The sequence below is a fragment of the Chryseobacterium sp. 14P4.3.2 genome (genome assembly GCF_057799275.1).
Genome location: NZ_JBYOKO010000015.1, coordinates 82,584 through 103,786, shown reverse-complemented (window position 1 = coordinate 103,786; position 21,203 = coordinate 82,584). Strand labels below are relative to the sequence as shown.

Sequence of the window (21,203 nt, the reverse complement as noted above, 5' to 3'; positions counted from 1 at the left end):
GAATTTTCAATAATTTTTGAAAGTTTATTTTCAAAATAAAACAGACCTTCCTGAGAAAGCCTGTTTTGATTATGTTTTAAAGTATAATATTTAATGAATTTCAGAAATTTTCAGGGTTCAATGCTGACTGAAATTCCCTGGTTCCAGTATTTTTCTTCAGGCATATAATATAAATAGGCATTGCTGGACTTTCCGGTATAGGTTCCGGAAAATTCTACTTTGAGATCAAGATTGATCGTTTTTGCTTCCTCAGCATCCATATGCTCCCAATACAGTACCAGATAATTGTCAAAAATCTCGTAGTAAGAAATCTGCTTCTTATCAATCAGATCTTTCAGGAAAGCATTTTGCAATGTGAGCCCTGCAGGAATACCAATCTTGGCTATAGTCATTGGCAGCTGACCGTTTATCTTATTTGTAATGGTAATGGTCATTCTGTTGGTCTCTCCTACCCTGGCAAGCTTAGATTTAAGCTTTGTTTCCAGTGTCAGGGGGATCACTTTACTTTCTGGAGCCTGTAATGTGTAATATTGATATTCCAGTTTATAAGGAAGTCCTTTCTGGGATGGATAATGTACACCGATCTCGTTTTCTCCTGATTTATAGGCCGAAGAAATACTTATATCAGAGAATACATTGGCTTTGTTGATAATAATCACCGGGCTTTCATTTCCATACAATTTTTCATTTTTTGAGTAAAAATCAGTGAGTGCCTGAATTGCCAGACTTGTTGCCTGTGTAGAACCAAACCCGTAATATCCGTTATAACCAATCAGTTTATCTACAACTTCAGCTATTTTTAACTGGTTAATCTTACCATCTTTCTGAAGGGCCATAATGTATAATGAAAGTGTTTCTGCAACAGCAGAAAAGCCTCCCGAACCGGTAAAAGTAATTTCAGGTTTTATACTTTGGGTTTCATATTGTTTATTCAGAATGGTCATCAGATTATCATATTCCTGATGCTTTCCGAGGTTGGCAGAAGCATTGGCAAGCAAAGCCAATTGATAAGAATCTTTAGTAGCCAAAGCCCTTTTCATCACTACTTTAAAAGAATCTTCAAGTTCATTCTTGAAGCCTAGTTTAGACAAAGCATAAATAATGTACATATTTCTGGACCAGGAATGCTCAGAATAGGTGTTTTTCGATTCATATTCTTTTCTTACCTCAAATAATCCGTTTGCATTTTTCTTTGACAAAATAAATCCGGAAAGTCCCTCTATCAGTTTAGGATCTGTGGTTACATGCTTTTTTAGATCTGTAAACACCAATAATGCGAATGCAGAAAGTGTTATATCTGATGCTGTGCTATTAAAATACCCGAAACCTCCGTCCTTGTTTTTGTAACTCAACATTTTCTGAAATCCTTTTTTCATATTCTTAATCACCAGATTCTCGGTATTAGTATCTATTTTTTTTATTGATTTTAAATAATCCAAAATGAAAATATTAGGATAAACCGTTGAAGAAAGCTGCTCAAAACATCCGTAAGGTTCTCTTTTCAATCTTTCGAGATCTTCAAACATCTGTAAGGCTCTATTCTGATATATATAATAAGACGAATGGAGACTTCCGTTGATATACTCTGGAATATTGATTTTCAGATCTTCAGTTTTATTATTGATAATAGAATAGTGATGAGGAAAACCTTTCTCTTCTACTTTAAACGGAAGTATCATCGTTTCTCTGAAATCACCTGATCTCACCGTAAACTGAATATTAGAATTCACGACCTCATCCGTCTGTATTCTGACAAATAATCTTCCTGATTCCAGGGGTTTCAAGGTAATAAGACTGTCTGCTTCTATCAGTTTTACATCATTCGGAACAATCACATTCATCTTCATTATTTTAGTTTCCGGAGAATTATTTTTAATGACAACAGGAATCGTCACCTGATCTGTTCTTGTCAGATACTGTGGGATTTTAGCATCCAATGAGATGAGGCTCTGCGCTGAATAAGTAGTTTCGTCTTTACCCAACAGTCCTGATGCGGAGACCCCTTCTGTCATGATCCTGAATGTGGAAGTGGCATCGGAGTTATAAAATTCAACTTTTGCCTTTCCATTCTTGTCGGTTTCTACTACAGGATTCCAATAAAGTGATTCTCTGTAATCAAAGCGATAGGAAGTATTGGTTGTTTTATATTCGGGGTAAGCAAATTTCCTTGCTGCAGAATATAATATAAGACGAGCATAAGGAATTTCTTGTACTGCAAAATAGGATTTCGGAGTGATATCAAACTGGATTTGTGAGGTACTATTCCTAAAAGAATTCACAATCACTACTCCATTCACGGCTCTGCTTCCGTAAACGGCCGTAGCAGCAGCATCTTTAAGAACTGTAATACTGCTGATGTCATTTGGATTTATGATGGCATTAAAATTTTCTACAGGAATTCCGTCAACAATAAATAGTGGGGTTTTATTGGCCACTGAACCTTCACCTCTGATTCTTATCTGTGTATTAGCACCTGCCTGCCCAGCAGGTGTTATTATCAATCCTGCTACTTTTCCGCTTAATAATGAGGCTACGTTTGGGTTCTGAATTTCTGAAGGAGACGTTATAGTGACGGATGCTGTTGCATTTTTATCTTTACTCACCATAGAATATCCCGTAACAACTACTTCTTCAATACGTTGATTTTTTATTGTGTCATATCTTCCTTTGTTGAGCTGATTCAGCTGCTGGATATTGTGTCTGTTTTCTGTCTTTGATTCTTCTTTTAGCTCAGCTTCCTTTATGATCTCCTCTACATTTATATTTGTAAGCTTTTGTTTTATTAAAGGGTTAATGTCCAAATTATAGGATAAAAACCTTACCGTCACTTTATTTTTAGGTTGGAAAGATTTAGCAATGATCTTATACGAACTGTTTCCATCTAAATCTGAAAAATAAAACTTCCCATTTTCTGCAGTTACCTGTTTAAGAATCCTGCTACCAGAAACATCTACAAGAAAAACATCTGATGCCACAGGTTTTTTATTTTCATCCTCTACTATTCCATAGACGGTATTCTTTTTTTCGGGAAGATATTGGTACTTGTTTGTTTTAATGACTTCGCGAGTAAGTTCAAAGTACCTGTATCCATTTGTCAGCATAACAAGATCCAGACTTTTCTCGGCTTTGTCTTCTTTAGAGTCAAAATAGAACTGTGGTTTTTCAATTTTTCCTTTCAATTCGGAATCTATGAGAAACCATGAAACGATATTATTTTGCTTATCATCAGCATAGGTCCATAGTTTATCATCCACTACACTGAGTCCAAGATTAGCAGTAACGGGCTTGTTATTTTCATCAATGGTTTCGATGTCCAGCTCTACTTTTTCTCTGGGCAGATAATATTGCTTCACTGGCTTTACTTTAATCTTTAGCTGAGTACTTTTATTGGTAAAAACAATACGTTCTGCCACAGGAGCGTCATTTTCCAATACCGTAAAGCTACAGATTCCAACTGGAAAGTCTTTTTCAGGTAAATCAAATTGACTGGTTCCCTTTTTTAGCAAAAGCACTTTGCCAAAGACTTCTTTTCCACGGAATCTTCCTTTTAGTATGATACTCTTTTCCTGAGTAGATACAATTGTCAATATCAGGTTTTTATTTTCCTTTTTGATGTTCAGAATCACTCCATCATCCTGAGCAGAAGGTAAAAGATAAGTTCCGGCTATATTTTCCGGCTTTATAACCTTTGCATAATAGTTCTCACCTTTTTTTGGGGTAAAAAGAAAATTTCCCATCCCGAAATTATAAGCCGGAACTTCTTTTATTTTTTCATTGTCCTGATTGTAAATACCTAATACTGCATCTACGGGTTTTTCAAATTCGTCAAGAATCTTAAAGGCAATATTCTGTTCTATTCCGTTGATGAAGGTTCCTCCTTCGGGCATCAATTTTACGTCCAGATTATTCAGAACAACAGGAATATTTCTGAAAACAGATTCTGTAAATCCATCAAAATTCACTTTAATATTCAAGAGTGCATCAGATGATTTCAAAGATTCCGGAAGCTTAAATTTCAAAAGTTTTTTACCTTCTTTATCGGTGGTGAATTTCCCTTCTGAAACCATTTCTCCGTTATGCATCACCGTATACTCAGCTTCATAAAAAGGGATTGGCAGGTTACTCAGGCTTCGCATAGAAAAGTTTGCTGACACTTCATCCCCGGGTCCATAGCCCTTTTTAGGAAAATCAAGCTTCATTAGAATTCTGGGAGACACGATTTTTTGGAGATTAATTTCTTTTTCAAAAGCATTTTTCCCATCTTCGTTCTGCATCCAATTCGTATATGCCCGGAACTTATAAATACCGCCTTTCATATCTTCATCAAAGTAGAAATATCCCTGGGCATATCCATTAGTAATCTCGTATTTTAATTTTTTTAAAATGCTCCCGTTAGGCTCAATAATTTCCAGGTTAACAATTCTGCTGTCTTCTGCCGGAAGGTTATTTTCTCCTTTTATAACGTATATTTTAAAATACATTCCTTCTCCCGGTTTATAAAAAACATGGTTGGTCTGAATATATGTTTTCTCTTTTTCAAAGTCCCGAAAAGATTGCTGAGCTTTAAAAACCACAGTTGAAAGCAGTACGTTTAACAGGATGATATATGATTTAAGGTTAAGATTCATAGGTTAAAATTTGAATGAAACAATGCTGCCAAATGTTTTAAAGGAAGGAAGGTTGAAAAAATCCAATCCTCTTCCATAGTCTGCATCATAAAAACTCTGATTGGGGTCTACCCCTTTATTAGCCTGCCAAAGCAGTATATTATTTACATAAAAACTAAGTTTTAGAAACTGCTTTCGATTGTTAATAGGAAAATTGACTGACAGTGAAATATTATTAATTCTTATATAATCTGCTTTCTGGATATAATTTTCTGCGATTCCCAAATAGCCGTATCTCGACCATCTGTTTTCCTGAATATTCCGGTTAGTATCATAAAAATCTACAGGAATCTGATTGATAGTTCCATTAGCATGAACTCCCTGGAAAACATAATTTTTGATATTCCTTTCTTCTCCGGATTCGTATGAACGCCCATAATAATCGAGAACAGCCTGGGTTCCGTTCCACAACTGACCTCCTTTTTTCCATTCCCAGTTGATATCCAAAGAAAAGTTTTTATAGGTTAGGTTATGATTAAACTTCATAACGAAATCTGGTGTAGGATCTGCAATGATCTTCATTCCTGCCGCCTTTTCGGGGAATCCTGAGTTATCAATAATTATTTGCCCATGTGCATTCCGCTCAAAATAACTACCCATTACAGCTCCAAGGGCCTGCCCTTCAGCCAGCGTTTTGTAGATATCCTTAAAACCTGAAAGAGCAAGATTCTGATACTCCGGAGAAATCCTGTCAACAATATCTCTGTATTTGAAAAATGAAATTTTGTTGACTGTATAAAACTCATACCCCAAACGTAACCGATCATATGCGAAATTGAATTCATAGCCGCTATAAGTATGATCAGCCATATTCTTTAGCTTCAACTGATTTTCTTCATATACGGGAAACAGATCATCAGTTATCTTTTTGTTGAAATACTCTCCTTCCAGACTTATATTATAACCCAAATTCAATTTTCCACCAACTTTCCATTCCCGGGTATTGATATTAGATAAGCCTTGGAAACTTTCAACTTCCTGTATTGGGAAATACCGATAGTAATTTTCTGATTTCAGCAAAGTGGTGGCATAAGAAGCATATGATCTTGTGATTTCCGGCTCCGAGCTTAGTTGGGTGTAGCTTCCCAACATTTTGAAGCTGAAATTATTCCAGTCAAAAATGTCACTAAACTTTAAATAAACATTTGCTTTCGGAAGCCAGTAATTATTTTTAAGAGAGGTATTGGAGATATAAAATGAGTTACCAATATTAAGACCTGTTTCAAAATCATAGTTTCGGATTTCCATATTATAATTAAAAATATGATCCTGTGAAGTTCTCTGATAAAGGTATTCTCTAGCCGTCAAACTATGAGAAACATCCGATCGTCTGTCATTTAAAATAAAATTCAGACTGAAAACATTTTTAAAATGATAATCTCCCAATGTATAAGTTCCGAGAATATTAGAATAATACAAACTGTTATTTTGTGTCCTTTCATTCCGTAATCCATTACTAAAACCATATGTGGTAGGTTTATACTGATCTACATTCCCGACATTGTTGTTTTCATAAGACTGGCTGAGGTTCAGTTTAAAATCGTCCCATGTTTTGACTGCATTCAGGCTAAACTGTCTTTGATCACTCTGATAATGGTATTTGCTATCCTGCGTAAAAAGGTATAACGGGTTATCAGCGTATTTGCTGTAACTTCTTTGTGAACCATTACTTAATAAGATCTGCTGATTATTGGAAAAAGAAACCGGAGTCAGCAGCGAGTTCTGATAAGCTCTGTTGAATAATCCTATTCTATTGGTATTTGTTGCTTTATCTTCTTCATAATTAAAAGCGACATCTATCAAATATCCCTTAAATTCTGTATTCAGCTTAGCTTTAAAACTGGAAGCAATATCGTATTGATCTATAAAATACATCTGGTTTTTCTGCTGACCAAGATTCAATGAAAGGCGAACTTTCTCTTTATATCCATCTTTTATAAAAGCATTAACATTAAGCTGATTGTTGTATCCTACGGTTGTTTTAAAAAGGTTGTTGTTATAATTCCGTGCGTGTTGAAGCCCATTAACCCAATGAACTAATCTTCCGTTCTGATCGTACTCGTAGGGCACACCATTAAATCCCAATATAGAAACATCTGGCCCAAAACTGAACATTTCATTGGTTTCAGGCCCCCTCCAGATCAGAGATCCGTTTTCTGATCTTCCTTGTACGTACTTATTTTGGATGTGGGGAATAGCATTTCTGCTTTTAACATCAAAAGAAGTGGTAAAGCTTCCATTCAGCACGAAGGTTCTTTGATTAATATTTTTCAGAGTATAAACACTGTCATTTCTCTGCTTCACTATTCTTATTTTATAAAAGTCTTTGTCCGATCTTTTACTTAGAGTTGCTTTTGTTTTTTCTATGCTAAAATGATCGCTGGTTTCTTTTGAAGTCAGACTGTCGTAGGTTTTACTATAAATATTTTCCACCAGCTTCTTTTCCGTCTGGTCTTCCAGTATATTCTTTAATTCTCTCAATTGATAAGAGGGAACAACATACATATTTTTCCCTTGATTCCACACCAGAGTATCATAAGGTTTAGCAGCAATGATCGCAAATCCTTTTTCATCAGTCAGTTCATAAATCCCACTATTCTTATTCTGTACTTTTAAAAAATTCTGTTCCTTATCTTTTGTCGTTAAAAATTTTCCTGAATAATAAAGTTGTGAATTTTGTGCCTTTAATATGGTAATGGTAAAAGGCAATAACAGCAAATAATTCTTTTTCATTGGTGATTAGTATGCTTAAAAATATAAAAAAAGAAATTTCCGGGGAAATTTCTTTTTTTAAAGATTATTTTTGAAGTGTTTTATAAGTATCTATCAGTCTGAGAAATTCTGAGCGATAGCCTTCTTCATCCTTATTTTTACCCTGCCTGGCCAGATTCTCAATATCCGAAAGATTCTTTTTCATAATCAGTTGAGAATTTCTTAATACCAATCCAAACCATGCTACTGAAGAAGCAAATTTAAAATCAGGACTTGCTGAAGACAGCTTGTAATCAACATTTCTAATACTCTCAGTAATCTCCCGACTTTTATCCTCATCAGGCTTTTTATATCTGAATTTTATGGTAGCCAGTTCATCTCCAAATTCTTTTGAATGAGTATTTTGAATATATTTCAAGTTATTGCCTTTTGGGGTAAAGTCAGATTTTATATTGGCCGGAATAATCTCATACAAAGCTGTGACGGTATGACCGATTCCCAATTCTCCGGCATCAATTTTATCATTTACAAAATCTTCGTTTCTCAGTTTTCTGTTTTCATAGCCAATCAGACGATACGATTGTACATACTCCGGATTGAATTCAATCTGAATTTTCACATCTTTGGCAATTGCATACATACTTCCTGCAAATTCTTTCCCAAGAAATTTATTGGCTTCCTGCATATTATCAATATAAGCATAGTTACCGTTTCCTTTATCCGCAAGGGTTTCCAGGGTATTGTCTTTATAATTGCCCATTCCAAAGCCTAAACAGGTTAAGAAAACTCCGAATTTTCTTTTATCCTCAATAAGTGTTTTAAGATCTGATGTGGCAGAGGCTCCTACGTTGAAATCTCCGTCCGTTGCAATGATAACACGATTATTTCCATTATTTACAAAATTTTCCTGAGCCATTTTATAGGCCAGCTCAATGCCTTCTCCACCTGCTGTACTTCCTCCTCCCTGAAGATTGTTCAGTGCCTGCATAATCTTTTCTTTCTCTCCCGCTGAGGTAGATGGCAGCACCATTCCGGCACTTCCTGCGTATACTACAATTCCTACTTTATCTTTAGGCCGAAGCTGGTTTAACAGAACTTTCAAAGAAGATTTCAGCAACGGCAGCTTATTTTCTTCATTCATAGAACCCGAAACATCAATAAGGAAAACAAGATTCGATGCGGGAAGCTGATCCATGGAAAGATTTTTACCCTGAAGTCCTATTTTCAATAGTTTATGGTTGGGATTCCACGGAGCTTCATTATACTCTGTAGATATTGAAAATGGCATTCCATTTTTTGGCTGAGGATAATTATATTTAAAGTAATTAACCATCTCTTCGATCCTTACGGCATCTTTATTGACAGTTTGCCCATTATTAATCATTCTTCTTATATTGGAATAAGAAGCATTATCAACATCAATAGAAAATGTAGATAACGGCTGACTGCGGGTCAGTTCAAAAGGGTTTTCAACAAAGGTATCATAACTTTCATTATTGCCTACAGGTGAAATTTGTTTCTGCTTATTGATTTCTTCCTGAAGCTTTTCCATCTTTTTCCTTTCTTTCCTTGAAAGCTTTTGGGTCTTTACTATAATTACTCCGTGTGCAGCCTTACTTCCGTATATTGCTGTAGCTGGATCTCCTTTTAAGATATTCAGACTTTTAATTTTGTCGGGATCTAAACTTCGAAAGTAGTCAGCGGATTCAATTTTTCCATTAATGATATATAAAGGAATATTTTTCAGTTTATCAGAAGATATTCCTCTGATGGCTATTTCACTATTATTAAAGTAACCTGAATTTATACTATTGATCGCATTCTTATTTCTACCTCCTACGGTAGAAGCTGTTATTTGTATTCCTGCTACAGTTCCTTGTAATGAGCTATAAACGGTAGGCTGCGGTACATTATTTACGATGGTGTTCGCTGCTGTTGAAGACTTAGCGCTTGTCTTATTATACCCCACAATGACAACTTCTTCAATTTTTCTCTCCTGATAATCAGGAGTTTCAAAATCACGTTCAACAATAGGCTGTGGAGCTACAGGCTGAGGAGCAGGAATTCTTAACGGAGCGGGAACAAATCTCTTATTAACTGCCAATTTTTCTATAATAGGCTCCGTTTTCTTTTTAACTTTCTGAATATTCTGTTTCGTAATGCTATCTATTTTTATAATATCTGTACTTGTAACATGGCCATTTACACTTGTATTATCTGCTATTACAGGCTTTAAAAGTTCTGTAGAATCCTTTTTATTCACAAAGTAAAAAGCTCCAAGGCCAATGATTACACTCGCTGCAATACTGTAAGGCAGCCAGAAAGGAATAGTTTTCTTTTTCTCTTCTTTTTTATCTAATTTTTGTTCAATGCTTTCCCATACTTTTTCAAAACCAGGGAAAACAGTTGGTTCTTCTGAAAACTTTGAAGCTTCATTGAATTGCTGATCTATATGATTATTTTCCATTGATGTAAAAGTTTAAATGTTTTGATTCACTAAGAGTTCCTGCAGCTTTTTACGTGCAAAATTGAGCTGGGATTTTGAAGTTCCTTCGCTAATGGAAAGCATCGTTGCTATTTCCTTATGCGGATAGCCTTCAATGGCAAATAGGTTGAAAATAGCTCTGCATCCTTCCGGAAGGAAATTCAGCAGGCTCAGAATATCTTTTTCAAACGAAAGATATTCCGTATTTCCTTCTAAGGAATCCATAAAATGATCTTCCAGGGAAATAAACAGGGCTTTATTACTTCGTAATTTCTGCAGACATTCGTTTACGGCAATTTTTTTGGCCCAGGATTCAAAAGTATCAGGATTCTGAAGCTGGCTGATTTTCGTGAAGATTTTGTAAAATGTATCGGCTAATACTTCTTCTATATCTTCGTCATTTTTCAGATAACGTCTGCAGACAGAGTACATCCTACCGGCCATTTTCTCGTAGATCTTCCGCTGTGCATTGCGGTCACTGCGCTGGCATTCTATTAATAATTCTTTTTCCATAGTCAGGAGTTATACCATTATAGATGCAGAAACTTTTGAACAGGTTGGAAACATGGGAAACTTTTTCAGTAAAATAGCACTTTTTTTTAATTTCTGATTTAACTTTTCCCCTTGTAACAAATCTTTAATATTAACGACTATTAATACAAATAATCTTTTTATAGTAATGAAAAATTCGAAAATTGCATCATTACTTTTTGTTTTGTCTGCAGGAAGTATGATGTTTGCCCAAGATGACTTAATCAATAAGTTAAAAAACAACCACTCACAAAATGCTAATTTTCAGTTCACAACGTTAAAAGACGTTGGTGCAACTTCTGTAAAAAACCAAGGTTCATCAGGAACCTGCTGGAGCTACTCAGGAAACTCTTTCCTTGAATCTGAAATGCAGAGAATGGGCAAAAAACCTGTAGATCTGGCCGAAATCTTTACAGCGAGAAATTCTTATCATGATAAAGCAAAGCTTTATGTATTGAATGGAGGTGCTATCAGCTGGGGTGACGGAGGAGAACTTCATGACGTTATCAATATGTACAAAAAGTACGGTGCGGTACCTCAGGATGTTTATACGGGATTAAAAGCCGGACAAACAACCAATAACTTCAAGGAAATGCAGGGAAAACTGAAAACGGCTCTTGACAGCCTTGTTCAGGCATCTTCCAAAGGAAAACTTTCTGATAACTGGATGAATTCTGTAGATGCTATTCTTGATGAATATCTGGGAAAAGTACCTTCTACCTTCACTTATGAAGGAAAGAACTATACTCCTAAAACTTTTGCTAAAGAAGTGGTGGGAATCAATGCTGATGATTATGTAGAATTATCTTCTTATAAAGATTATCCTTATTATCAGAAATTTGTAGTGCCTATTCCTGATAACTGGAGCCATGATTCTGACTGGAACGTTCCGATGAAAGACCTTACTGCAATTATTGACAATGCAGTGGCTAAAGGATATTCTGTAGGTTGGGCTACTGATGTTTCAGAGCCTTATTTCTCTTACAAAAACGGGGTGGCTTATGTTCCGGATATGGATTTAGATCAAATCAATGCTGAGAATAAGCAGACTTTGTTTACAGAGCCTAAAAAGGATAAAACCATTTCTGAAGATATGCGTCAGAAAGCTCTTAACAATCTTTCTACCACTGATGACCACGGTATGCATATTGTAGGTTTGGCAAAAGACCAGACTGGCAAAGAATATTATATGGTAAAAAATTCATGGGGAGTAACGAATGACTTCGCAGGATACCTGTATGTAACAAGACCTTATGTTGAATACAAATCAACCGCTATTCTGGTTCACAAGAATGCAATTCCAAAGAGCATCCTTAAGCAGTTGAAACCAACGAAGAACATTGGTCTGTAAAAAATAAATCACTTCTACCATTTATATTATGATGGTTTTAGATATTTAAATCTGTTAAAAACGCGCTCCCGGAAATTCCGGGAGCGCGTTTGCTTTTGTAATTATTTTCTGGCAACTACATATATTCACATTTCAGTGCAAAGTATTGCCGTATTTCAAAAAAATATTACATTTGTAACAACCAACAAATTATTAAAAATGAAAAATCTAAAGAAATTAGCAAAATCAGAATTGAGAAAAATCAATGGTGGAAATGCTCCTTCCTGCGAAGGCGGACAAATTGCTTGCCGTCATAAAGCTGAAGATGGATTTCCTGCTTATTGGTCCTGTGAACCGGCAGAACTCGGATGTAGATTTTAAAATGACAAAACCGGTCTTCAGAAATTCTGAAGACCGGTTTTTAATAAATAGGTGAAAATTAAATATAAAATAAAGTGAATTATGATGATTAATATGAATGGTGAATCGTCAATTTTACTTCGCCTGTGAATACAATATGCTGTAAAAAATTAACTATGAAGCTGATTCATTCTTTCCCATTCACATTAGAATAATACGCCCATACTTGCTGCTGAAAAATCAAGAAGTTCTTCTGTATTTCCTTCTTTGATTTTTTTTACCCATTGGTAATCCTGTAGAATAGCTCTTCCTACTGCAACGAGATCAAATTCCTCATTATCAAGTCTTCTGATCAGGTCTGTAAGGTCTTTTTTTTCTGTTCCCTCACCGGCAAAGGAATTAAGGAAATCCCCGTTTAATCCTACAGATCCTACTGTAATAGTTGGCTGTCCGGTAATTTTTTTAGCCCATCCTGCAAAGTTTAGATCTGAGCCTTCAAATTCCGGTTCCCAGAAACGACGTTGTGAGCAATGGAAAATGTCTACTCCGGCTTCTTTTAAAGGTAATAACCAATCTTCCATTTCATTAGGAGTAAAGGCCAATTTAGTTTTATAATCCTGTTGTTTCCATTGTGAAAGACGAATGATAATGGTAAAGTCCTCTCCTACTGCTGCTCTGATGGCTTTAACTACGTCAACAGCAAATCTGCTTCTTTCTTTCAACGTTTTACCGCCATATTCGTCTGTTCTTGTATTGGTTACTTCCCAGAAAAACTGGTCGATAAGATATCCGTGAGCACCATGAATTTCAAGACAGTCAAAACCAAGATCTTTTGCAGATTTTGCCGATGCCGCAAACTGAGCAATGGTATCCTGAATATCTTCAATAGTCATTGCTGAAGCTTTTTCCATAGAGGTCAACGGGTAATCTTCTGACGTTCTGGTATCACCTACATGCCAGATCTGAGGGCCCATTTTCCCGCCATTCTGATGTACAGTATCAATGACATTTTTCCAGCCGTTTAAAGCTTCTGTTCCGTAAAAATCCGGAATATTCTGTAAATTTTTTGATCCAGGTCTGTTGATAACAGTCCCTTCTGACAGGATCAATCCTACTTCCGAAGCGGCTCTTCTTCCGTAGTAGTCTGCTATATTCTGTGTAGGAACTCCATTGTCTGACTGTGCTCTGGTCATAGGAGCCATTACAATTCTATTTTTAAGCTCTAAATTCTTATACTGAAACGGTTTAAATAATGATGATGTGCTCATATTTAATATTGCATTTTATAATTGTTACACAAAGTAACTAATAATAGTTCGTTTTTGTATCTTTCATTAAAAAAATAGTGGTAACTTCGCAGTAACTTACATTAGTAACATTAAAGTAACGTATGAAGCGTTGTTCCATATGCCTTTAAAAAATAAATATCTCTGTATGAAAAAGAACGAATTGATGCAATACAGCTGTCCTCTGGGCAAGGCAATGGCCGCCCTGGGAAGCAAATGGAAACCTATTATTGTACTGGTTATTAAGGACCGGAAGTTACGTTTTGGAGAATTGGCAGTCCGAATTAATGTAATTTCCAGAAAAGTTTTAACGGATCAACTGCGTGAAATGGAAGCCGATGGTCTGATTATCCGTGAAGAATTTAAGGAACTTCCTCCCAGAGTAGAATATTCTCTTACAGAAAAAGGGCTGGCACTCTTACCTATCTTATATTTACTGGAAGAATGGGAAGCAAAATATCAGGTAAAAGGATTATATTCTGAGGATTGCAGCATAGTGAAAAAGGAGACGCAAAAGGCTGTCAATGTTTAACCAGATTTATTTTAACAAACAGTAACAGGATAAATAAGAACCCATTTTATATTTGAGTAACGATAATTTTACGGGTAAACAACATTGGAAAATGGAAAACGAAATACAGATTTTAAGAGATTTTGTTGGAGGTAAAATATCTGAAAAAGACTTTGAGCAACAGCTTTATACCAATAAGGATTTAGAAAAGCTGCTTTCAGATCCTAAGCCTAATTGGCGTGGAACATATCTGCAGGATACTACTCCATTTTTATATTTAGCTGAACAGAATTATAAAAGTGTCTCCGGCAAGTTAAATGCTCAGGGAACTGTCAGTTTATTTCTTACAAAAACCGGAATTGAAGTCACTCCATCAGCAAAGTATTCTGATGAGTATGATCTTCTACTCTGTACAAGCCCAAAGTACATAAATGCCGGAACAGAATTTATTGAAAAATACATTTTACCTAAAGACAAAACACTTTCAAAAACTGAACAGAAACAGTACATTAAACAACGTTATGCCGAGCTTTTCAAATATCAGACTAAACCTCCCAAATGGATCCAGAACCCAGACTGGTTAATAAAAAACGACAAACCTCTGTTCTTTTTAGGGCAAATAGAAATTAAAAATTCCGACCTTTTCCATGATGCCGGATGGGTCTATTTATTTGTTGATCAAGAGACAAAAACCATTGAAAGTATAAAACAATTTTACTAGCATTCTGTAAGGATACTTTCAAAAGGTAAGTATAGAACCAAAAATTAAGTATGTAGTTTCTGAGCGATTTCTCCTTCAACTTTGTAAGAAAATTTTCATTATGAATTACAAAGAAATTGCTAAAGAAACCATTGGCCACCTGTATAAGGTCCATACCAGCATACGAAAATCCGGTATTGATGAAAAACTGATTGCTCTGGTGGAGTTACGGATATCTCAAATCAACGGGTGCGCGTATTGCTGCATTTATCATGTGAAAGAACTCTCCAACTTTGGTTTTGAATGGGACATCATTAACAGGCTTCCCGACTGGAAACATACCCAAGTCTTCGATCATCAACAAAAGCTCGTTTTAGGTTGGGCTGAAGCCGTTATCAGCAACAGCAATGATTGGTATGAAATTAAAGAAAAGCTTAAGGAGCATTTTACAGAAAGGGAAATCGTGGAATTAACGGCCAATATTACCTTAATGAATACTTGAAATAAGCTGCAGATTACATTGGCTGAAGAAGAATGATTTTCAAGAAAGCTTTGTACAGCTGATTTCATTATTATAAAAATAAGAACCGCTTCCAGATTATGAAAGCGGTTCTTGTATTTATACTTAATCCTTATTAGAATATCGCAGGATATTTCTGAGGATTTGTTTCGTTAAACATAGCGTAGATCTTTTCTACCATATCGTCTGTAGACGGCTTACTGAAATAATCACCATCACTTGCATACGCTGGTCTGTGATCATTTGCGGAGATCGTCAACGGATCTGAATCCAGATGTCTGAATGCTTTCTGCTTTTCTAAGATCTGCTGTAAGATAAATCCTGTAGTTCCACCTTCCACATCTTCGTCAATCACTACTAGCCTGTTCGTTTTCTTAACACTTTCAGCAATTTCGTGAGATAAATCGAAAGGAATCAATGACTGGATATCAATCACTTCTGCAGAAATACCTAATTTCTCAAGTTCGTTAGCTGCTTCGGTTACAATTCTCCATGTAGAACCGTAAGTTACTAATGTAACGTCTTTACCTTCTTTAGTTACTTCAATTTTACCTACAGGAACAGTGAATTCACCCAGGTTATCAGGCTGTTTTTCTTTCAGTCTGTATCCGTTCAGGCATTCTACAATGATTGCAGGTTCGTCTGTCTGAAGCATTGTATTGTAGAATCCTGCTGCTTTTGTAAGGTTTCTGGGAACCAATACTAAAATACCTTTTGAAAGGTTTAGAATTCCTGCCATTGGCGAACCTGAATGCCAGATTCCTTCTAATCTGTGACCTCTTGTTCTGATGATCAACGGAGCTTTCTGACCTCCTTTGGTTCTGTATTGTACTGTTGCCAGATCATCACTCATTCCCTGTAAACAGTAAAGAACATAGTCCAGATATTGGATTTCAGCAATGGGTCTTAGTCCTCTCATTGCCATTCCAATCCCCTGTCCAAGAATTGTAGCTTCACGAATTCCGGTATCTGCGATACGTAATGCACCGTATTTCTCCTGCATTCCTTCCAACCCCTGGTTTACGTCACCGATATTTCCGGCATCTTCACCAAAGATTAATGTTTCCGGGTATTTTTCAAAAATTTTGTCAAAATTGTTTCTGATCACCACTCTTCCGTCTACATCTTCAGAACTTTCAGAGTATACCGGCTTGATTTCTTTGATATTTTCTGCCTTCCACTCAGACTGAGAATATAAATGAGAAGAATAGTTATCTTTTTCGATCTCTGCTACCTCATTGTATTTCTGAATCAGCTGATTTCTTTCCGGAGAATTTGTTCCTCTGGTTGCCAGTAAAGATTTTCTTACCAAATGGAATACATCTTTTTTAGCTTTAGAAACCAATTTATTAAACTGAGTGATAAATTGTTCAACTTCAGCATTCTGTCCTTTAAGATTTTCCACTAAAGGTACAATAGACTGAGTAAGTTCTGTAATTGATTTCTGATAATTTTCCCAGGCAATTTTTTGTCCGGTTTTTGCAATCTTTTTGGCTTCATCATCAATTGCAGTCAGCTCTTCAGTAGTTGCAATAACTTCCTCTTTCCCGTCAATTTCAATGGAATAATTAAGAATCCATTCTTTGAATTTTGCCAATCCGTCAAACTCAGCTTCCCAGGCAAGACGTTCTTCATTTTTATATCTTTCGTGAGATCCTGATGTAGAGTGCCCCTGAGGCTGGGTAACATCTATTACATGAACAACTACAGGAACGCTTTCAGTTCTTGCAAAATGTTCTGCTTTAGCATACGCATCCAATAGAGCAGGATAATCCCAGGCTTTTACCTGAATAATCTCACATCCCTGATTCTCATTCTCTTTTCTCTGAAAACCGCTTAGCATTTCACTGATATCAGCTTTTGCTCTCTGATTTTTTGTAGGAACCGAAATTCCATATCCGTCATCCCAGATTGAAACAATCATAGGAACCTGAAGTGCACATGCAGCATTCAATGTTTCCCAGAAATGACCTTCTGCGGTAGAAGCATCTCCAATCGTTCCGAAAGCAATTTCGTTACCTTCTCTTGAGAACTTTTCAGAACCTTCGAATTTTACACTTTTATAAATTGTAGAAGCCTGAGCCAATCCTAATAATCTTGGCATCTGACCCGCTGTAGGAGAAATATCGGAGGAAATATTTTTCTGTGCTGTTAAATCTTTCCAGCTTCCGTCTTCATTTAAACTTCTTGTTGCAAAGTGCCCGTTCATTTGTCTTCCTGCGGAAGCAGGTTCTCTTTCCACACTAGTATCTGCATACATTTGTGCAAAGAAACTTTCTACTGTAAGAGCATCTATTGCCAATGCAAAAGTCTGGTCTCTGTAATATCCTGAACGGAAGTCTCCATTTCTGAAAACTTTTGCCATTGCCAGCTGAGGAAGTTCCTTACCGTCCCCAAAAATTCCAAATTTAGCTTTCCCCGTTAGTACTTCTCTTCTTCCAAGATAAGACATTTCCCGAGAAATTCTTCCTAACTTGTAGTCATCAAGTATTTGATTTTTAAAATCTTGAAAGGATATTTGCTGTGTTTCAATATAGGTTGTTTGCATAGCTAAGTAAAAAAGTTTTTATTCTTCAAGTATTTTGCTAATATACACTTTTTAAATTAATTTTAATTTTTAATAATCTTTTTTAAAAATTTGATAATAATAAAAATTGTGCTTTATTTTGAAAAAAATTGTACAGATGGAAAAAAAGTCACCTCATATTTTGAATGCTTCAAGCAATCTTTTAGGATTTTCATTGATTATTATAACCTCTTTGAAAATCGCTAGAATAAGTCAGAGTACGTATCTGGATGAATTTGCAGGGTTTGCCTGTATCCTTTTCGCGTGCAGCTGCTTCTTCTCGTTTCTGGCTATCAGAACAAGCCATGGAAAGCGGGAATACACATTTGAGACTATTGCGGATTATTTATTTTTAATCGCTTTATTTTGTATAGTTCTAGCCGTTATTATTGTAACCCTTAAAATTATTTAATTTAAAATTTTCTTTCAATTACATAATCAAGCATAATATGTAACGATGTTCTTGCTTCAGAATCCGGAAATTCATTAAGAATATCCTTGGCTTTCTGCTGGAAGTCTTTCATCACCGTAATTGCATATTCCAATCCTCCTGAGTTTTTAACAAATTCAATAAGTTCTTTAACTCTTTTGGGATTATTATTATAGCGTTTTATTGTATCGAAATAATATTTCCTGTCCTTTTCTTCAGCTATTTTCAAAGTATGAATCAAAGGAAGGGTCATTTTTTGTTCTTTAATATCTATTCCTACAGGTTTACCAATTACATTGGAGCTTAGATAATCAAAAAGGTCATCTTTGATCTGAAAAGCCATTCCTGTATAAGTACCGAAGTCCTGCATTTTTTTGGCAAGCGCTTCATCTGTAGTGTTGGAAAGCACTCCTATTTCACAGCATGCCGCAATTAAGGTAGCTGTTTTCTGACGAATGATTTCATAATAAACATCTTCTGTAATATCTAATTTTCTGGCCTTTTCCAATTGAAGAAGCTCACCTTCAGACATCTCACGAATTGTTCTTGAAATCACACCCAACAGATCATAGTCTTTATGATCTGTAGATAACAGTACCGATTTGGACAAAAGGTAATCCCCTACCAAAACCGCAATCTTATTCTTCCACAAAGCATTGATAGAAAAGAAATTACGCCTCTTGAAACTTTCATCCACCACATCATCATGTACTAAAGTTGCTGTATGGATGAGTTCTATCATGGAAGCGCCACGATATGTTTTTTCCGTCACCTCTCCTACCAGTTTAGCACAAAGAAATACAAACATAGGACGCATCTGTTTTCCTTTGGTGGTCACAATAAAACGGGTTACTTTATCTAATAAAGCTACTTTACTCTGCATTGATTCATAAAACTTCTGTTCAAAAAGTTTCATTTCATCATTGATCGGTCGTTTAATCTCTTCTACTGTATTTGCCACAATCTGCGAATGCTGGGTGAATAATTATTAATTCTCACAAAGATAATTTTTTTAGTTCAATTTTAAGATAAAATTACTATTTGAGTTGATCTTTTGGAATAAAATAGAATGACGGTTTTGTACTTCCTAAGGGAGATTTGAACTTTTCTCCTGAAATATAGATTCCGGTTTCATCTACGGCAATTCCCTCGATCTGACCTATTGACAATGCACTTCCAAGATAATAGTGCTTGGGAGCTTCTTTGAAGAATATACCTTCTTCCGTTTCTGTGAACACATCCAGAAAAACCTCTGTTTTCTTTGTGTATCCCACCAGATAGAGTTTATTTTCAAAATAAGAGGCGTCTGTGACCACAAAATTGGTTCTATAAGATTCTATCTTTACAGCATCTTGTTTCTCATATTTTTCAGGATCAATCACATAATGTGTCGTTGCCTTTGAAGTCCATTCTTTCGTAAAAAGATGAAGTTTTCCGTGGGCAAATACCATCGCCTCCCCGTCAAAATCCGTGTGCAGATACCCGGAAGTGTAGTCTTCCTGTTCCGGATACTGAAACTGAATTTTTCTGATACTGCTATTCTGCAGACTGTCATTTTGAAAAAGTACTTTATAAATTTCAAGATCTTTTCTCCTCCCTCCGTTATTTCCAAAATCTCCTATATAAAAATGAGTGCCATCACTGGTGAGGGCTTCCCAGTCTTTATTTTTACCATTAACTTTTAAAACATTGACGATCTCACCCGATGTTCTGTTGATTTCAAACAGTTCCGGTGCATTCCCGCTGTCATTGAATGTAAAAAGTCTTCCATTCAAAAAATTAAGACCGGAAGTTTCCTGAATTCTGTCGTCTAAATGGCTGACTCTGTATTTTTTTATTTTCAGAAAATCGGTCTGCTGTGAAAATGCAGACTGAGCAATGATAAGAGTGATAATCAGAAGAAATTTTTTCATAAAACAAAAATAGGGCTTTTGATTGAGGTAGGGGTAAGAGGTTAGGATTATGAAAACTGATAAGCAAGAATCAACTTATTTGCGGACTTTTTCTTGTTTTTTTATTTATACAACAGAAAAACGGGCTAAAAAGCCCGTTTTTCCTTAGATTTCTATTGATATAAAAAAGAAGTTAAGCAGTTTTCTGCTCTTTCTGATTTTCCTGTTGTTCTTTCTTTCCAGCCTGTCTTGCGAAATACTCTTTCTGGTATTGCCTTACCGTCTTTCCCGTTCCGTCATGTCTCCATCCCGGAGAATTAAAAATATAATTGATTCTGTCCGTGAATTTTAATCCCGGCTGTTTAAGATCTTTCCAGATTTTTCTCCATTCATAAAAAAGAACGGTATCCGGTCTGTTGTCCGGCATTTTGGGATAGATACCATACTTGACCGGAATATTGGGGTCTTCTTTCTGAAAGGTTCCAAATATCTTATCCCAGATAATCAGGCACATACCCATATTTTTATCCAGGTATTTCACGTTACAGGCATGATGTACACGATGGTGGGAAGGAGTTACCAAAATATATTCCAGAAACCCCATAGTCTTTACGGTTTGCGTGTGTACCCATGTTCCATAAACCTGCCCGATAGCATAAGCTACCATAATATGCCAGGGATTAAACCCTAAAAATGCCAGGGGCGAAAAGTATAAATATCTGTAAAGCGGCTGCAATACAGGACTTCTGAATCCTGTTGTCAGGTTAAAATATTCTGAGCTGTGATGGGTAATATGAACGGCCCAGAATGCTCTGGATCGGTGGTCCACATAATGCAGTACATAGTAAGCAAAGTCTGTAATTATAAAACAGGCTAACAGATACCAGATGCTAAGGTCCCATGAAAAAAGTCTGTGAGTATAAAAGAAGAACATTACTCCCATTGCAAACGCCTTCATGATGAGGTCCAGACCAAAGTTCATCAATGCCAGATAAACATTCGTAACAAGGTCTTTCCCACTATACAGCTTAGCCTCTGAAACGTGGCTGTAAATCATTTCAGCTAAAATAACCGTTGCATGCAATGGAATAGACCATGCATAAACATTTTCCAGCCCGTTCTCGCTCATTATAAAATCCATCATCACAAAATAATTTGTGCAAAGTTAGGACTTTGAGCTATTTTACAGGGCGATTTTGGGATTTTTTTAAGG

General features: G+C 35.9%; 15 protein-coding genes. 6 read left to right on the top strand and 9 right to left on the bottom strand.

Annotated features, from left to right (window positions below; translation table 11 throughout):
- Positions 1–110: 110 nt before the first annotated feature.
- From AC27VX_RS18995 to AC27VX_RS18980, 4 genes are all read right to left on the bottom strand, one after another.
- Complete coding sequence (locus AC27VX_RS18995; RefSeq protein WP_488697315.1) at positions 111–4,628, bottom strand: TonB-dependent receptor plug domain-containing protein; 4,518 nt, start codon at positions 4,626–4,628, stop codon at positions 111–113.
- 3 nt (positions 4,629–4,631) lie between these two features.
- Complete coding sequence (locus tag AC27VX_RS18990; protein WP_488697313.1) at positions 4,632–7,400, bottom strand: hypothetical protein; 2,769 nt, start codon at positions 7,398–7,400, stop codon at positions 4,632–4,634.
- Positions 7,401–7,464: 64 nt separating this feature from the next.
- Entirely contained in the window at positions 7,465–9,846 is a 2,382-nt protein-coding gene (locus AC27VX_RS18985) for a vWA domain-containing protein (RefSeq protein ID WP_488697311.1), read from the bottom strand.
- Between the two features lie 12 nt (positions 9,847–9,858).
- A complete protein-coding gene (locus AC27VX_RS18980; RefSeq protein WP_236855224.1) occupies positions 9,859–10,377 on the bottom strand; it encodes an RNA polymerase sigma factor in 519 nt (172 codons plus the stop codon).
- Positions 10,378–10,543: 166 nt separating this feature from the next.
- On the opposite strand from AC27VX_RS18980, the gene AC27VX_RS18975 reads away from it, so the two are divergent.
- Together AC27VX_RS18975 and AC27VX_RS18970 are read left to right on the top strand one after the other, a co-directional pair.
- Complete coding sequence (locus tag AC27VX_RS18975) at positions 10,544–11,746, top strand: C1 family peptidase (protein WP_236855225.1); 1,203 nt, start codon at positions 10,544–10,546, stop codon at positions 11,744–11,746.
- Positions 11,747–11,944: 198 nt separating this feature from the next.
- Positions 11,945–12,106 (top strand): bacteriocin-like protein, encoded by a 162-nt coding sequence (locus tag AC27VX_RS18970; RefSeq protein WP_236855226.1) that lies wholly within the window; start codon positions 11,945–11,947, stop codon positions 12,104–12,106.
- Positions 12,107–12,291: 185 nt separating this feature from the next.
- Here the strand turns inward: AC27VX_RS18970 and AC27VX_RS18965 are convergent, their stop codons facing one another.
- Positions 12,292–13,353: an NADH:flavin oxidoreductase gene (locus AC27VX_RS18965; RefSeq protein ID WP_236855227.1), complete on the bottom strand. Its 1,062-nt coding sequence runs from the start codon at positions 13,351–13,353 to the stop codon at positions 12,292–12,294.
- Between the two features lie 166 nt (positions 13,354–13,519).
- On the opposite strand from AC27VX_RS18965, the gene AC27VX_RS18960 reads away from it, so the two are divergent.
- The 3 genes from AC27VX_RS18960 (at position 13,520) to AC27VX_RS18950 (ending at position 15,084) form a co-directional block, all read left to right on the top strand.
- Positions 13,520–13,903, top strand: a complete 384-nt coding sequence (locus tag AC27VX_RS18960) for a winged helix-turn-helix transcriptional regulator (RefSeq protein ID WP_236855228.1) — start codon at positions 13,520–13,522, stop codon at positions 13,901–13,903.
- 91 nt (positions 13,904–13,994) lie between these two features.
- Entirely contained in the window at positions 13,995–14,603 is a 609-nt protein-coding gene (locus tag AC27VX_RS18955) for a hypothetical protein (protein ID WP_488697308.1), read from the top strand.
- A gap of 100 nt (positions 14,604–14,703) precedes the next feature.
- Positions 14,704–15,084 carry a carboxymuconolactone decarboxylase family protein gene (locus AC27VX_RS18950; protein WP_488697306.1) on the top strand — a complete coding sequence of 127 codons (381 nt, stop codon included), beginning with the start codon at positions 14,704–14,706 and terminating at the stop codon, positions 15,082–15,084.
- A 133-nt stretch (positions 15,085–15,217) separates the two neighbouring features.
- Here AC27VX_RS18950 and AC27VX_RS18945 read toward each other — a convergent pair whose 3' ends face one another.
- Entirely contained in the window at positions 15,218–17,650 is a 2,433-nt protein-coding gene (locus AC27VX_RS18945) for an alpha-ketoacid dehydrogenase subunit alpha/beta (RefSeq protein WP_236855231.1), read from the bottom strand.
- Between the two features lie 136 nt (positions 17,651–17,786).
- On the opposite strand from AC27VX_RS18945, the gene AC27VX_RS18940 reads away from it, so the two are divergent.
- Positions 17,787–18,080: a hypothetical protein gene (locus tag AC27VX_RS18940; protein WP_236855232.1), complete on the top strand. Its 294-nt coding sequence runs from the start codon at positions 17,787–17,789 to the stop codon at positions 18,078–18,080.
- Position 18,081: 1 nt separating this feature from the next.
- Here the strand turns inward: AC27VX_RS18940 and AC27VX_RS18935 are convergent, their stop codons facing one another.
- The 3 genes from AC27VX_RS18935 to AC27VX_RS18925 form a co-directional block, all read right to left on the bottom strand.
- Positions 18,082–19,059: a polyprenyl synthetase family protein gene (locus tag AC27VX_RS18935; protein ID WP_236855234.1), complete on the bottom strand. Its 978-nt coding sequence runs from the start codon at positions 19,057–19,059 to the stop codon at positions 18,082–18,084.
- Positions 19,060–19,135: 76 nt separating this feature from the next.
- Positions 19,136–20,011, bottom strand: a complete 876-nt coding sequence (locus tag AC27VX_RS18930; protein ID WP_236855235.1) for a hypothetical protein — start codon at positions 20,009–20,011, stop codon at positions 19,136–19,138.
- Between the two features lie 172 nt (positions 20,012–20,183).
- Complete coding sequence (locus tag AC27VX_RS18925; protein WP_488697303.1) at positions 20,184–21,134, bottom strand: sterol desaturase family protein; 951 nt, start codon at positions 21,132–21,134, stop codon at positions 20,184–20,186.
- Positions 21,135–21,203: the final 69 nt, after the last annotated feature.

What these genes read in the sequence shown, in the direction of transcription:
- AC27VX_RS18995 (WP_488697315.1), bottom strand. Translation starts at nt 4,628, where the DNA reads ATGAATCTTAACCTTAAATCATATATCATCCTGTTAAACGTACTGCTT.
- AC27VX_RS18990 (WP_488697313.1), bottom strand. Translation starts at nt 7,400, where the DNA reads ATGAAAAAGAATTATTTGCTGTTATTGCCTTTTACCATTACCATATTA.
- AC27VX_RS18985 (WP_488697311.1), bottom strand. Translation starts at nt 9,846, where the DNA reads ATGGAAAATAATCATATAGATCAGCAATTCAATGAAGCTTCAAAGTTT.
- AC27VX_RS18980 (WP_236855224.1), bottom strand. Translation starts at nt 10,377, where the DNA reads ATGGAAAAAGAATTATTAATAGAATGCCAGCGCAGTGACCGCAATGCA.
- AC27VX_RS18975 (WP_236855225.1), top strand. Translation starts at nt 10,544, where the DNA reads ATGAAAAATTCGAAAATTGCATCATTACTTTTTGTTTTGTCTGCAGGA.
- AC27VX_RS18970 (WP_236855226.1), top strand. Translation starts at nt 11,945, where the DNA reads ATGAAAAATCTAAAGAAATTAGCAAAATCAGAATTGAGAAAAATCAAT.
- AC27VX_RS18965 (WP_236855227.1), bottom strand. Translation starts at nt 13,353, where the DNA reads ATGAGCACATCATCATTATTTAAACCGTTTCAGTATAAGAATTTAGAG.
- AC27VX_RS18960 (WP_236855228.1), top strand. Translation starts at nt 13,520, where the DNA reads ATGAAAAAGAACGAATTGATGCAATACAGCTGTCCTCTGGGCAAGGCA.
- AC27VX_RS18955 (WP_488697308.1), top strand. Translation starts at nt 13,995, where the DNA reads ATGGAAAACGAAATACAGATTTTAAGAGATTTTGTTGGAGGTAAAATA.
- AC27VX_RS18950 (WP_488697306.1), top strand. Translation starts at nt 14,704, where the DNA reads ATGAATTACAAAGAAATTGCTAAAGAAACCATTGGCCACCTGTATAAG.
- AC27VX_RS18945 (WP_236855231.1), bottom strand. Translation starts at nt 17,650, where the DNA reads ATGCAAACAACCTATATTGAAACACAGCAAATATCCTTTCAAGATTTT.
- AC27VX_RS18940 (WP_236855232.1), top strand. Translation starts at nt 17,787, where the DNA reads ATGGAAAAAAAGTCACCTCATATTTTGAATGCTTCAAGCAATCTTTTA.
- AC27VX_RS18930 (WP_236855235.1), bottom strand. Translation starts at nt 20,011, where the DNA reads ATGAAAAAATTTCTTCTGATTATCACTCTTATCATTGCTCAGTCTGCA.
- AC27VX_RS18925 (WP_488697303.1), bottom strand. Translation starts at nt 21,134, where the DNA reads ATGATGGATTTTATAATGAGCGAGAACGGGCTGGAAAATGTTTATGCA.